Annotated in this window: 10 protein-coding genes and 2 tRNA genes; 10 read left to right on the plus strand and 2 right to left on the minus strand. The window is 69.8% G+C overall.

The window, feature by feature from the left end; translation table 11 throughout:
• Positions 1-231: 231 nt before the first annotated feature.
• Together ABTX60_RS05790 and ABTX60_RS05795 are read left to right on the plus strand one after the other, a co-directional pair.
• Positions 232-1,827, plus strand: coding sequence for an outer membrane protein assembly factor BamB family protein (locus ABTX60_RS05790; RefSeq protein ID WP_352095820.1), 1,596 nt, complete (start codon positions 232-234; stop codon positions 1,825-1,827).
• 209 nt (positions 1,828-2,036) lie between these two features.
• Positions 2,037-2,681 (plus strand): LysE family translocator, encoded by a 645-nt coding sequence (locus ABTX60_RS05795; protein WP_352095821.1) that lies wholly within the window; start codon positions 2,037-2,039, stop codon positions 2,679-2,681.
• 157 nt (positions 2,682-2,838) lie between these two features.
• On the opposite strand, the gene ABTX60_RS05800 is transcribed toward ABTX60_RS05795, so the two are convergent.
• Positions 2,839-2,912, minus strand: a tRNA-Gly gene (locus ABTX60_RS05800).
• Positions 2,913-3,076: 164 nt separating this feature from the next.
• Here ABTX60_RS05800 and ABTX60_RS05805 point away from each other — a divergent pair.
• The 5 genes from ABTX60_RS05805 to clpX all read left to right on the plus strand — a co-directional run bounded on the left by ABTX60_RS05805 (position 3,077) and on the right by clpX (position 7,961).
• A tRNA-Pro gene (locus ABTX60_RS05805) sits at positions 3,077-3,153 on the plus strand.
• 194 nt (positions 3,154-3,347) lie between these two features.
• Positions 3,348-4,736 (plus strand): trigger factor, encoded by a 1,389-nt coding sequence (gene tig, locus ABTX60_RS05810; RefSeq protein ID WP_352095822.1) that lies wholly within the window; start codon positions 3,348-3,350, stop codon positions 4,734-4,736.
• Between the two features lie 334 nt (positions 4,737-5,070).
• Positions 5,071-5,676 (plus strand): ATP-dependent Clp protease proteolytic subunit, encoded by a 606-nt coding sequence (locus ABTX60_RS05815; RefSeq protein ID WP_167526581.1) that lies wholly within the window; start codon positions 5,071-5,073, stop codon positions 5,674-5,676.
• A gap of 109 nt (positions 5,677-5,785) precedes the next feature.
• Positions 5,786-6,493, plus strand: a complete 708-nt coding sequence (locus ABTX60_RS05820) for an ATP-dependent Clp protease proteolytic subunit (RefSeq protein ID WP_352095823.1) — start codon at positions 5,786-5,788, stop codon at positions 6,491-6,493.
• A gap of 181 nt (positions 6,494-6,674) precedes the next feature.
• The gene (gene clpX / locus ABTX60_RS05825; protein ID WP_031114127.1) at positions 6,675-7,961 is read left to right on the plus strand and encodes an ATP-dependent Clp protease ATP-binding subunit ClpX; all 1,287 of its coding nucleotides are present in this window, start codon (positions 6,675-6,677) and stop codon (positions 7,959-7,961) included.
• 66 nt (positions 7,962-8,027) lie between these two features.
• Here the strand turns inward: clpX and ABTX60_RS05830 are convergent, their stop codons facing one another.
• Positions 8,028-8,996 carry a hypothetical protein gene (locus tag ABTX60_RS05830; RefSeq protein ID WP_352095824.1) on the minus strand — a complete coding sequence of 323 codons (969 nt, stop codon included), beginning with the start codon at positions 8,994-8,996 and terminating at the stop codon, positions 8,028-8,030.
• 138 nt (positions 8,997-9,134) lie between these two features.
• Here ABTX60_RS05830 and ABTX60_RS05835 point away from each other — a divergent pair, with 138 nt between their 5' ends.
• The 3 genes from ABTX60_RS05835 to ABTX60_RS05845 all read left to right on the plus strand — a co-directional run bounded on the left by ABTX60_RS05835 (position 9,135) and on the right by ABTX60_RS05845 (position 13,829).
• A complete protein-coding gene (locus ABTX60_RS05835; protein ID WP_352095825.1) occupies positions 9,135-11,759 on the plus strand; it encodes a valine--tRNA ligase in 2,625 nt (874 codons plus the stop codon).
• A 184-nt stretch (positions 11,760-11,943) separates the two neighbouring features.
• Positions 11,944-13,467 carry a bifunctional tetrahydrofolate synthase/dihydrofolate synthase gene (gene folC, locus ABTX60_RS05840; protein ID WP_352095826.1) on the plus strand — a complete coding sequence of 508 codons (1,524 nt, stop codon included), beginning with the start codon at positions 11,944-11,946 and terminating at the stop codon, positions 13,465-13,467.
• 5 nt (positions 13,468-13,472) lie between these two features.
• The gene (locus tag ABTX60_RS05845) at positions 13,473-13,829 is read left to right on the plus strand and encodes a DUF4233 domain-containing protein (RefSeq protein WP_352095827.1); all 357 of its coding nucleotides are present in this window, start codon (positions 13,473-13,475) and stop codon (positions 13,827-13,829) included.
• Positions 13,830-13,875 lie beyond the last annotated feature (46 nt).

A 13,875-nucleotide genomic window follows, 5' to 3' on the forward strand; every position in this document is an offset into this window, starting at 1 on the left:
AAAACTCTCCTCCCCCCCCCCCCGGTTTTCCCACCCCCCGCCCGGGTGGCCCCGCCCCGGCGCCGGGCGCCCGGCCCCCCCCCCGCGGGGCGCGGGGGGCGGGCCCCACGGCCCACCGAGCCGGCCGGCACCGCCTGGCCCGAAGCGGCCCGCACCGGCCGCAGCGCAACGCCCCACGCCCTGCCCGCCGAGGCGGACGATGGGGCGGACGAGGCAGCCCACGGAGGGCGGGTGGGCGTAGGAGGCGTCGTAGCGGGCGAAGGGCCGGACGGCGAAGCGGTCGTCGTGGCGCACGGAGGACTGGACGACGAAGCGGTCGTCGTGGCGCACGGAAGGCCGGACGGCGAAGCGGTCGTTGTGGCGCAGGGAAGGCCGGACGGCGAAGCGCACGACGGGACGCACACCGCCGGGCGGGGCAAGACGCGGCGCGGCGGCCCGGGGCGCCCCCGGCCCGACAGAACCCCGACGGCACAGCCCCGGCCGCCACTCGACCCGGCCGGGACAGCACGGCCCGGGCCCCGGCGCACCCGCAGCCGCCGCCGGCACGGACTGCTGCTGATCTCGGCCGCCGCGGCCCTCGCACTCGCCGCGATCGTCACCACCACCCTCACCCTGATCCGCGACCACGACCGCCCACCCTCGTCCACCGCCAAGACGGCCGACCTCCCCGAGGGCTGGAAGCCGTGGGTCGCCACCGCGAAGGCCCCCACAGGCAGCGAGGGCGGCCTGAACGCCACCGACACCTCCTTCAAGGGCTGCTCCGTCGTCGACGCCTCCCTCGTCTGCGCCGGCTCCGACCTCATGGCGACCCGCTTCGGCCTCGCCGACGGCCGCAACACCTGGAGCCGGCCCGTCGCCCCCACACCCGACGGCGCCTCCGGCGACGAGGGCGCACTCATCGGCACCGGCGACGGCCGTGTCTACGCCTACGGGGCGGAGGACGCGGAAGGCACGAGCGGCGTGGGGTCCAGCTACACGGTCCGTGCCCTGGCCGCAGACACCGGCAAGGAGCTCTGGCGGACGCCGACCGGCAGCGGCGAGATGGCGAGAGTCCCCGAGGAGCCCCAGGGCGCCGCCACGGCTGTGCCCGAGGGCGTCATCACCTTCTACGGGCCGCAGGGCGACCAGTACGCCCTGCTGGACGCGGAGACGGGCAAGGTCCGCTGGCGGCAGCCGGAGCCGCAGACCCGCGGCGACTGCGTGCTGGACGCGACGGGCGACCGCGCCTACCTGCTCTGCACGACCAGGGCGGACGGAGAGAAAGCCGCCGGGACCACCGTGTCGCAGATCGACCCGGCCACCGGAAAGACCCGCTGGACCGTCGAAGCCGAGGGCGCTCTGCAACTGCTCGGCCGGCACGCGGGCCGCCTGGTGCTCGCGGACGGCTACTCCACGGCCCGCGTCCTCACCCTGATCGACGTCGCCTCGCACGAGCTCACCGTGCGCCGCCTGGCGAAGCCCCGGCCCGTGGGGGCGAGGGCGTACCTGGCCCGCGGCACCGTCTACTTCACGAGCAGCAGCGGCGGCGTCCACGCCGTCGCGCCGCTCACCGGGCGCACCCTGTGGGAATCCAACTCCACCCTGGAGCGGCAGGGGCCGCCGACCGCCTCGGCCACCCACGTGTACTTCGCGTCGCCCAGCGGCCGCCTGGCAGCGCTGAACGCACGCAGCGGCAAGGTCGAGGACACCCGGGACGGCCGCGACGACGGCGGCCGGGTGGACAGCATGCTCGTCACGTCCGGAGCACCGCCCCTGCTCGTCGGCGACGCCCTGTACGTCCCGTACGGCATCCGCTCCGTCTACACCGTTGACGTCCGGGACCTCTGACACCGGCGCGGGAAACACTCGGGGACGGACCCGGGCGCTCTCGGGAGGCTTGCCGAGACTCCCCGCCGGCTGGGGCGCATGAGGACACCCGGCGGCAAGATCGTATTCTGCTGCAGGTGAGACGGGTCCTGCCGATGCGTCGCAGCCATCCGTTCCATTCGGCGACCCACTCCGTATCCGATGCCCGACGAACCACGTGGAGGTCGACGGTGATCACTCTGACCGCAGTCGGAGGAGTGGCCCTGGTCGAGCTGGGCATGGCCCTGACTCCGGGGCCGAACATGATCCACCTCGCCTCCCGTGCGATCACCCAGGGCCGCAGAGCGGGCCTGGTCAGCCTCAGTGGAACCGCCGCCGGATTCGTGTGCTACCTGTTGGCCGCGGCCGCGGGCCTGTCCGCGTTGTTCGCCGCCGTGCCGGTGGCGTTCACGGTGGTCAAGCTCGCCGGGGCCGCCTACCTGGCCTACCTCGCCTGGGGCATGGTCAAGCCCGGCGGCAGCTCGCCGTTCGCCCCGGTCCAGGATCTTCCTCCGGTGTCCGACGCCCGCCTGTTCTCGATGGGGTTGCTGACCAACCTGCTCAACCCCAAGATCGCTCTGATGTACGCCGCCCTGCTGCCCCAGTTCATGGACCCGCAGGCAGGTCCGGCCTGGGGGCAACTGCTCCAGCTCGGTGGTGTGCAGATCGTCGTGGGGCTCTCCGTGAACGCTCTGATCATGCTGGGCGCGGCGCGGGTGTCGGGGTTTCTGGCCACCCGGCCCCGCGCCATGACCGCCCAGCGCTTCACGGCGGGCGGCCTGCTCGGCGCCTTCGCGCTGCGTACCGCCCTGTCCCGCGCTCCCGCCAGCACCTGAGCCAGGCATTCAGTGGCGCCTGTGGGTGCAGAACACTCGCCCAGGAGCCGGAGAGGCGCGTGGCGGACACGCGGGGGACACGCCGGACTGAACGCGGCCCCCGGAAACACTCAGGGCCAGGTCGAGGAATGATCCTCCGGCCTGGCCCTGAGCCATCTGGAGCGGGCGACGGGAATCGAACCCGCGTAGCTAGTTTGGAAGACTAGGGCTCTACCATTGAGCTACGCCCGCACAGCACGCGCCGCAGGTCGGGTGACCGCGGCACTGAAGGCATCGTAGCGGGTCGGCCCCCTCTGTCGCACACCGCATTCGCGCCGGAGACGGCGCGGCACACACCCTGTGGAAATGCGGCGGCCGCACCGCCGTGCGGCATGTACCCTACGTGTCGCACCAGACGGGGTGTGGCGCAGCTTGGTAGCGCGTCCGCTTTGGGAGCGGAAGGCCGTGGGTTCAAATCCCGCCACCCCGACCAGCCATCCGATCACCTCGCGTGATCGCCCATCCGATCACTCATGTGATCGCCTTTTGGGCGGTGTAGTCGCTGCCGTTACTATGCAAGCTGCACGCCCGTGTGTCTCAGCGTCTGAAGTCCTCCGGGCGGCGAAATCCGCCGGGCCGTTCTGGCCCCGGCAGAAACCTAGAAGTCAGCCACAAGGAGACCGAACCGTGAAGAGCGCCGTGGAGACCCTGAACCCGACCCGGGTTCGGCTGACTGTCGAGGTGCCCTTCGAGGAGCTCAAGGACAGCCTCGACGCGGCGTACAAGAAGATCAACCAGCAGGTCACGGTGAAGGGCTTCCGCAAGGGCAAGGTCCCGGCCCGGGTCATCGACCAGCGGTTCGGCCGCGGTGCGGTGCTGGAGGAGGCGGTCAACGACGCGCTTCCGAAGTTCTACACCGACGCGGTCAACGAGGCCGAGCTCAGCGTGCTGGGCCAGCCCGAGGTCGACATCACGGAGCTGAAGGACGGCGAGACGCTGAACTTCACCGCCGAGGTCGACATCCGCCCCTCCATCGAGATCCCGGACTTCTCCGGCATCGAGGTCGAGGTCGACGCGGTCGAGGTAACCGACGAGGACGTCGACAAGGCCGTCGAGGAGCTGCGCGAGCGCTTCGCCTCCACCGCCCCGGTCGAGCGTGCCGCCGAGGACGGCGACGTCCTCACGATCGACCTGCAGGCCAAGGTCGACGGCGAGGTCCTCGAGGACGGGGTCGCCGACGGCGTCTCCTACACCATCGGCTCCGGCGAGCTGCTGGACGGCATCGACGACGCCGTGAAGGGCCTGGAGGCCGGTGGCGAGGCCACCTTCACCTCCGAGCTCAAGGGCGGCTCCGCCGCCGGCAAGGAGGCCGAGGTCACCGTCAAGGTCACCCAGGTCGCCAAGCGTGAACTGCCCGAGCTGGACGACGAGTTCGCGCAGCTCGCCTCCGAGTTCGACACCATCGAGGAGCTGCGCGCGGACAGCCGCAAGCGCCTCGAGAACATGAAGCAGTACGACCAGGCCACGCAGGCCCAGGAGCGCGTGCTGGAGAAGCTGCTCGAGCTGGTCGAGGTCCCCGTCCCCGAGAAGCTGCTCGAGGACGAGGTCAACACCCGCAAGCACAACCTCGAGCACCACCAGCTCGGCCAGATGGGCCTCGACCTCGCGAAGTACCTGGAGATCCAGGGCAAGAGCGAGGAGGAGTTCGAGACCGAGACCCGCGAGGCCGCGGTCAAGGGCATCAAGACCCAGTTCGTGCTCGACGAGCTCGTCAAGCAGGAGAAGCTGAACGTCAACCAGGAGGAGCTCACCGAGCACCTCATGCGCCGTGCGGCCTCCTCCGGCATGTCCCCCGACCAGTTCGCCCAGGCGGTCGTCGAGGGCGGCCAGGTTCCGCTCCTGGTCGGCGAGGTCGCCCGCGGCAAGGCCCTGGCCGTCGTGGTCGAGAAGGCCACGGTCAAGGACACCAACGGCGAGATCATCGACCTCGACGACGAAGAGGACGAGACCGAGTCCGCCGAGGCCTCCGCCGAGGAGACCCCGGCCGAGTCCGCCGAGGAGAAGACCGAGGGCTGAGTCCCGGTCGCGGTGAGTTCGTGAGAAGGCCCTGGGGCGTGCCCCAGGGCCTTCTTGTCACCCGTGGGGGGCAGCGCACCTCAGGGGCGCGGGGAACCGCGCGAGCAACCACGACGCGCCCGCGGCCGCCCTTGGACGGAACCAGCCCGCCGGAGCCGCGCAGCGCTACGCCCCCGGCGAACACTCTCCTCTCCGGGATTCCCGGAGAGGACCCGCGCGTTAGGGTCCATGAATACGAGGGCAGTGGAGTCCCCGAACGGCTCCTAGCCCCTAGGGAAACGTGAGACGGCCCGGCGCCGTCGTAAGACGAGCAGGTGGATACGTGACGAATCTGATGCCCTCAGCCGCCGGCGAGCCCTCTATCGGTGGCGGCCTCGGCGACCAGGTCTACAACCGGCTGCTCAACGAGCGGATCATCTTCCTCGGCCAGCCGGTCGACGACGACATCGCGAACAAGATCACCGCGCAGCTGCTGCTCCTTGCCGCCGACCCGGACAAGGACATCTACCTGTACATCAACAGCCCCGGCGGTTCCATCACGGCCGGCATGGCGATCTACGACACCATGCAGTTCATCAAGAACGACGTGGTCACCATCGCCATGGGCCTCGCGGCCTCGATGGGTCAGTTCCTGCTCAGCGCCGGCACCCCCGGCAAGCGCTTCGCGCTGCCGAACGCCGAGATCCTGATCCACCAGCCCTCCGCCGGCCTCGCCGGCTCGGCCTCCGACATCAAGATCCACGCCGAGCGGCTGCTGCACACCAAGAAGCGCATGGCCGAGCTCACGTCCCAGCACACGGGGCAGTCGGTCGAGCAGATCACCCGCGACTCGGACCGCGACCGCTGGTTCGACGCCTTCGAGGCCAAGCAGTACGGCCTCATCGACGACGTGATTCCCACGGCCGCCGGTATGCCGGGCGGCGGCGGCACCGGGGCCTGAGCGGTCCCCACGGGGCCTGTGGCGCCCCGTGAGGCCCACGGAGCCCTCCCGGGCCCCAGCGACCCCAGACAGCCCCAGCCGACCGCCTCAGCCCTTTTCAGGAGACACCGTGAACCAGTTCCCCGGCAGCGGGATCTACGACCGTACGCACGCCGTGCAGGACATGAGCGCCTCGCAGGGCCGCTACACCGGCCCGCAGGCCGAGTCCCGCTACGTCATCCCGCGCTTCGTCGAGCGCACCTCCCAGGGCATTCGCGAGTACGACCCGTACGCGAAGCTCTTCGAGGAGCGTGTGATCTTCCTCGGCGTCCAGATCGACGACGCCTCCGCCAACGACGTCATGGCGCAGCTGCTGTGCCTGGAGTCGATGGACCCCGACCGTGACATCTCGGTCTACATCAACAGCCCCGGCGGCTCCTTCACGGCGCTCACGGCGATCTACGACACGATGCAGTACGTGAAGCCCGACATCCAGACGGTCTGCATGGGCCAGGCCGCCTCCGCCGCCGCCGTCCTGCTGGCCGCCGGTACGCCGGGCAAGCGCATGGCCCTGCCGAACGCGCGCGTGCTGATCCACCAGCCGTACAGCGAGACCGGCCGCGGCCAGGTCTCCGACCTGGAGATCGCCGCGAACGAGATCCTCCGGATGCGCTCGCAGCTGGAGGAGATGCTGGCCAAGCACTCCACCACGCCGGTCGAGAAGATCCGCGAGGACATCGAGCGCGACAAGATCCTCACGGCCGAGGACGCGCTGAGCTACGGCCTGGTCGACCAGATCATCACCACCCGGAAGATGGACAACTCGAGCCTGCGTTGAGGCGAGAGGCTGTAACGTCTGCCGCCCCTTGGCATGGTTTGGCTCGGTTCACGTCAAAGCGAACCGTGCCAAGGGGGGCCCGAACGGGGGGCCCGGCAAGGTACCGTCGGACATAAGGCAGCACCAGGAGTCCGCTGGACGTTGACGTCCAGGAGTCTCCCAGGCGAAGGGGAAGCACACCGTGGCACGCATCGGTGACGGCGGCGATCTGCTCAAGTGCTCGTTCTGCGGCAAGAGCCAGAAGCAGGTCAAGAAGCTCATCGCAGGGCCCGGTGTGTACATCTGCGACGAGTGCATCGACCTCTGCAACGAGATCATCGAGGAAGAACTCGCGGAGACCAGTGAGGTCCGCTGGGAGGAACTCCCGAAGCCGCGCGAGATCTACGAGTTCCTCGAGGGCTACGTGGTCGGCCAGGAGGCCGCCAAGAAGGCCCTCTCCGTAGCGGTGTACAACCACTACAAGCGCGTCCAGGCCGGCGAGAACGGCGGGGCGAACGGCAGGGACGACGCCATCGAGTTGGCGAAGTCCAACATTCTGCTCCTCGGCCCCACGGGCTCCGGCAAGACCCTCCTCGCGCAGACCCTCGCGCGCATGCTGAACGTCCCCTTCGCGATCGCCGACGCCACGGCCCTCACGGAGGCCGGTTACGTCGGCGAGGACGTCGAGAACATCCTGCTCAAGCTCATCCAGGCGGCCGACTACGACGTCAAGAAGGCCGAGACCGGGATCATCTACATCGACGAGATCGACAAGGTCGCGAGGAAGAGTGAAAACCCCTCCATCACGCGCGACGTCTCGGGCGAGGGTGTCCAGCAGGCCCTGCTGAAGATCCTGGAGGGCACCACCGCCTCGGTCCCGCCGCAGGGCGGCCGCAAGCACCCCCACCAGGAGTTCATCCAGATCGACACGACGAACGTGCTGTTCATCGTGGGCGGGGCCTTCGCCGGCCTGGAGAAGATCATCGAGGCCCGGGCGGGTGCCAAGGGCATCGGCTTCGGCGCGCAGATCCGCTCCAAGCGCGAGATGGAGTCCAAGGACCAGTTCCAGGAGGTCATGCCGGAGGACCTGGTCAAGTTCGGCATGATCCCCGAGTTCATCGGCCGTCTCCCGGTCATCACCTCGGTCCACAACCTCGACCGCGAGGCGCTGCTCCAGATCCTCGTCGAGCCGCGCAACGCGCTCGTCAAGCAGTACCAGCGCCTCTTCGAACTCGACGGCGTGGAGCTGGACTTCGAGCGCGAGGCCCTCGAGGCGATCGCCGACCAGGCCATCCTCCGCCAGACCGGCGCGCGCGGCCTGCGCGCCATCATGGAGGAAGTCCTCCAGGGCGTGATGTACGAGGTCCCGTCCCGCAAGGACGTGGCCCGGGTCGTCATCACGGCGGACGTCGTCCAGTCGAACGTCAACCCGACCCTGATCCCGCGGGATGCGCGGGGGCGGGGGCCGGGGGAGCAGAAGACGGCGTGACACAGGCGTAAAAGGAAGGGCCCCGGTCGATGACCGGGGCCCTTCCCTTTGCTTCCGGGGGCGTCGTCAGGCCTTGACGCGGATCTCCGGGCGGATCTTGGTGGTGATGTCGATGGCGGTGTCCTTGGACGTGTCCCCGGCTGCGGTGCCCGACGAGACCACGGCGATGGTGCTGTAGTCGGCCCAGGCGCAGAACCAGTTGGTCTGCTCCTTCTTGGTCATGACGTTCTGGCCCTTGAGCGCCTGGCACTTCATGACCGCACCGTCGAGGTCCGCCTCCTCCGGCTCCCCGAGCAGCTCGGTCTTGCTGCCGCTGCTGCTGGAGGAGTCCTTCTCGGCCGACTTCTTGAAGTTGGCGAAGAACGTGTCCAGGGACGCCTCCGGGTCGGAGACCTCGCCGTAGACACCGAAGAAGTTGACGCTCTTGGCCGTGGCCATCTCGGCGGCCGAGGACGGGTCCGTGGGGTCGTACTTGGTGGGATCCACGGTCGAGTAGGTGGCCAGCACGGACTTGCCGTCCTTGACGCCGCTCTTCTCCAGCTCCTTGGTGGAGTCGTCGCCGGCGGTCGCCCCGTCCTTGGTGATGCGGTTGTACTCGCTCATCACCTTCGCCGGCGTAGCCAGCTTGTGCGGCCCGTCGTCCTCCAGCGCGCCCGCGCCGCCGCCTGCGCCGATCACGAAGTAGGCACCCACGCCGATCGCCGCGACGACCGCGACAGCGCCGATGATCAGGCCGGTCTTCTTCTTGCCGCCACCGGGAGCGGGGGGCTGGGGGACGCCGTACGGGGCCTGGCCGTAGGGCGGCTGCGGCTGCTGGCCGTACGGGGGCTGCTGGCCGTAGGGGGCCTGCTGGGGCGGGACGCCCTGCGGGGGCTGCTGCGGGTAGCCGTAGCCGGGCTGGGGCGGAGGGGCCTGCTGGGGGTAGCCGTAGCCGGGCTGGGGCGCCTGCGGCGGCTGGCCGTACGGGCCGGGCTGGCCGTACGGACCGGGCTGCTGGGGCTGCCCGCCGTACGGGCCCGGCTGGTTGTAGCTCATGTTCTGGGTTCCCCTCCAGATGCTTATGTGTTCCGGACATCCTGGCGCAGACCCGCCGTGTGCATGGCATCGGGGCCCCCACCGTTACAAACGAAACGCGTTTCGGGACCGGTCGGTGACACCTCTAAACTGACCCCCGTGACCGAGAACGCTCAGCAGCAGCCACCAGCGCCCAGCACCGACCTGCCGACCCAGTACGCGCCGGCCGACGTAGAGGGGCCGCTGTACGAGCGCTGGGTAGAGCGGGGTTACTTCGAGGCGGACGAGAAGAGCGACAAGCCGCCGTACACCATCGTCATCCCGCCGCCGAACGTCACGGGCTCGCTCCACCTGGGGCACGCCTTCGAGCACACGCTCATCGACGCTCTCACTCGCCGCAAGCGGATGCAGGGCTACGAGACGCTGTGGCAGCCCGGCATGGACCACGCCGGCATCGCCACGCAGAACGTCGTCGAGAGGGAGCTCGGGAAGGAAGGCAAGTCCCGCCACGACCTGGGCCGTGAGGCGTTCGTCGAGCGCGTCTGGCAGTGGAAGGGCGAGTCCGGTGGGCAGATCAGCGGCCAGATGCGCCGGTTGGGCGACGGTGTCGCCTGGTCCCGCGAGCGCTTCACCATGGACGAGGGCCTGTCCCAGGCCGTCCAGACCATCTTCAAGCGGCTCTACGACGACGAGCTGATCTACCGCGCCGAGCGCATCATCAACTGGTGCCCCCGCTGTCTGACGGCCATCTCGGACATCGAGGTCGAGTACCAGGACGACGACGGCGAGCTCGTCTCCATGAAGTACGGCGACGGGGACGACACCATCGTCGTCGCCACCACCCGCGCCGAGACGATGCTCGGTGACACGGCCGTCGCCGTCCACCCCGAGGACGAGCGTTACAAGCACCTGGTCGGCAAGCTCATCAAGCTGCCGCTGACCGACCGCTCCATCCCGGTCGTCGCGGACGAGCACGTCGACCCCGAGTTCGGCACGGGTGCCGTCAAGGTCACCCCGGCACACGACCCGAACGACTTCGAGATCGGCCAGCGCCACGAGCTCCCGGCCCTGACGATCATGGACGAGCACGCCGTGATCACCGCCCACGGTCCCTTCCAGGGCCTGGACCGGCTGGAGGCCCGCTCGGCGATCGTCGCCGCGCTGCGCGCCGAGGGCCGGATCGTCGCGGAGAAGCGGCCGTACGTCCACTCCGTCGGCCATTGCTCGCGCTGCAAGACCACCATCGAGCCGCGGCTGTCCATGCAGTGGTGGGTCAAGGTCGGCCCGCTCGCGAAGGCCGCCGCTGACGCGGTCCGCGAGGGCAAGGTCAAGATCCATCCGCAGGAGATGGAGAAGCGCTACTTCGACTGGGTCGACAACCTCCACGACTGGTGCATCTCGCGGCAGTTGTGGTGGGGCCACCGCATCCCGGTCTGGTACGGCCCGAACGGCGAGATCGTCTGCGTCGGACCCGACGAGGAGCCGCCGAGCGGCGAGGGCTGGCGTCAGGACACCGACGTCCTCGACACCTGGTTCTCCTCCGGCCTGTGGCCGTTCTCCACGCTCGGCTGGCCCGAACAGACCGAGTCGCTCGCGAAGTTCTACCCGAACTCGGTCCTGGTCACCGGCTACGACATCCTCTTCTTCTGGGTCGCCCGGATGATGATGTTCGGCCTGTACGCGATGGACGGCACCCCGCCGTTCCACACCATCGCCCTGCACGGCATGGTCCGCGACCAGTTCGGCAAGAAGATGTCGAAGTCCTTCGGCAACGCGGTCAACCCGCTGGACTGGATGGACAAGTACGGCTCCGACGCGCTGAGGTTCACCCTCGCCCGTGGCGCCAACCCGGGCGTCGACGTCCCGATCGGCGAGGACTGGGTCCAGGGCTCCCGCAACTTCGCCAACAAGATCTGGAACGCGACGCGCTTCGCGATGATGAACGGCGCGACGATCGAGGGCCCGCTGCCCGACGCCTCGAAGCTGTCCTCGACCGACCGCTGGATCCTCTCCCGCCTCAACTCGGTGGTCGCCGAGGTCGACGCGTTCTACGAGGACTACCAGTTCGCCAAGCTGTCCGACACGCTGTTCCACTTCGCGTGGGACGAGGTCTTCGACTGGTACGTCGAGCTGTCCAAGACGACGTTCCAGGCGGGCGGCGAGCCGGCCGAGGTCTCCAAGCGGGTCCTCGGCGAGGTCCTCGACGTCACGCTGAAACTGCTGCACCCGGTGGTCCCGTTCGTCACCGAGACCCTCTGGACCACGCTCACCGGCGGCGAGTCGGTCGTCATCGCAGACTGGCCGAAGGACAGTGGCTTCCGGGACGCCGACGCCGAGCGTGAGATCGAGTCCCTCCAGTCGGTCATCACCGAGGTCCGCCGCTTCCGTGCCGACCAGGGCCTCCAGCCCGGCCAGCGAGTCCCGGCGCGCCTCACCCTGGACGGCACGCGGTTCGCGCCCCACGAGGCCGCCATCCGCCAGCTGCTCCGCCTCCAGCCGGAGGGTGATGCCTTCACCGCCACGGCGACCCTCCCGGTCGCCGGCGCGGAGGTCGCGCTCGACCTCTCCGGCACGATCGACGTCGCGGCCGAGCGCAAGCGCCTGGCCAAGGACCTCGCGGCGGCCGAGAAGGAGAAGGCCCAGGCGAACGCCAAGCTCGGCAACGAGGCGTTCCTGGCGAAGGCCCCCGACCACGTCGTGGACAAGATCCGCACCCGCCTCGCCAAGGCGGAGGAGGACATCGCCCGCATCCAGGCCCAGCTGGAGAGGCTGCCGCAGGGCTGAGGGTTCATACGGTGTGTGAGGCCCCCGGAGCTGTAGGGCCCGGGGGCCTCACGCATGCCTCAGGGGCATGTCCCTGCTGTTCAGGGGCGCGGGGAACTGCGCAAGCGACCCCCACGGACCCGCGGCCGCCCAGGGACACAAGCCACCGCGAACAATGTCGGTCGGTCTCCGTAGACTGGGCCCCGTGAGCGAGCTCCCTCCAGACCACAACGCCGACGACCAGCCCGACCCCCTCGACAGCTTCGACGAGATCATCGCGGAGGAAACCACCCGCGACCCCGACCTCGCGGTCATCGAAGCCGGCAGCCGAACCCTGCGCACCCAGGGCGGCCCGCCCGACGCCGACATCCCGACGCGCCCCGCCGACCCCGAGGTCGACAAGGCCCTGCGCGAGGTCGAGACCGAGCTCGCCACCCGGTGGGGCGAGACCAAGCTGGAGCCCTCCGTCAGCCGTATCGCCGCGCTGATGGACGTCCTGGGGGAGCCGCAGCGGTCGTACCCGTCGATCCACATCACGGGGACGAACGGCAAGACCTCCACGGCCCGCATGATCGAGGCCCTGCTCGGCGCCTTCGAGCTGCGCACCGGCCGCTACACCTCGCCGCACGTGCAGTCGATCACCGAGCGCATCAGCCTCGACGGCGCCCCGATCTCCGCCGAGCGGTTCATCGAGACGTACCAGGACATCAAGCCGTACGTGGAGATGGTCGACGCCGCGCAGGAGTACCGGCTGTCGTTCTTCGAGGTGCTCACGGGCATGGCGTACGCGGCGTTCGCCGACGCCCCCGTGGACGTGGCCGTCGTCGAGGTCGGCATGGGCGGCTCCTGGGACGCCACGAACGTGATCGACGGGGACGTCGCCGTGGTCACGCCCATAGACCTCGACCACACGGACCGGCTCGGCACCACGCACGCCGAGATCGCCACGGAGAAGGCCGGCATCATCAAGCAGGGTGCGACGGTCATCATGGCGCAGCAGCCGGTCGACGCGGCGCAGGTGCTGCTGAAGAAGGCCGTCGAGGTGGACGCGACCGTGGCCCGGGAGGGGCTTGAGTTCGGCGTCGTCGAGCGGCAGGTGGCCGTCGGCGGCCAGCTGGCGACGCTGCGCGGGCTCGGCGGCGAGTACCCCGAGGTGTACCTGCCGCTGCACGGCGCTCACCAGGCGCACAACGCGGCCGTCGCGCTCGCCGCCGTCGAGGCGTTCTTCGGTGTCGGCGCGCAGCGGGCCGACGCGCTGGACCTGGACACGGTCCGCAAGGCCTTCGCCGCCGTGGCGTCGCCGGGCCGGCTGGAGGTCGTGCGCCGTTCGCCGACGGTCGTGCTGGACGCCGCGCACAACCCGGCGGGTGCCCGGGCGGCGGCCGCGGCGATCGGGGAGGCGTTCCAGTTCAGCCGCCTCATCGGGGTGGTCGGCGCGAGCGGCGACAAGAACGTGCGGGAGCTGCTGGAGGCCTTCGAGCCGGTGTTCGCCGAAGTCGTGGTCACGCAGAACTCCAGCCACCGCGCGATGGACGCCGACGAACTCGCCGGTCTCGCCGTGGAGGTGTTCGGCGAGGAGCGCGTCCAGGTCGAGCCGCGGCTGCCGGACGCCCTGGAGGCCGCCATCACGCTGGCCGAGGAGGAGGGCGAGTTCTCCGGCGGCGGTGTGCTCGTCACCGGTTCCGTCATCACCGTCGGCGAGGCCCGACTGCTCCTGGGGAGGGGCTGAGTCCCGTGCGCACGCTCTGTTCTTCGACGCTGATCGGCGAGTTCTTCGTCATCGGGTTCGCCGGTCTGGTCGCCATGAAGGACCCCGACCTGTCCATGGCGACCGTGTGGACGGTCAGCGGCATCGCGATGTTCCTGTGCCTGGTGCTGTGCGGTCTGGTGACGCGCCCGGGCGGTGTGGGTCTCGGCTGGGCACTGCAGATCGCGCTCATCGCGTCGGGGTTCATCGTGCCGATCATGTACTTCCTGGGCGCGATCTTCGCGGCCCTGTGGTGGGCGTCCGTCCACTACGGGCGGAAGGTCGACGAGGCGAAGGCGAGATTCGCGGCCCAGGCGAGCTCGTCCACACCTGACGCTGCGTAACAGGCGCCCCGACACGCCGGGTAATCTCGTCCCACCGCAAGACCTT

The organism is Streptomyces sp. NPDC126510, from assembly GCF_040302345.1.
Taxonomy (GTDB): Bacteria; Actinomycetota; Actinomycetes; order Streptomycetales; family Streptomycetaceae; genus Streptomyces.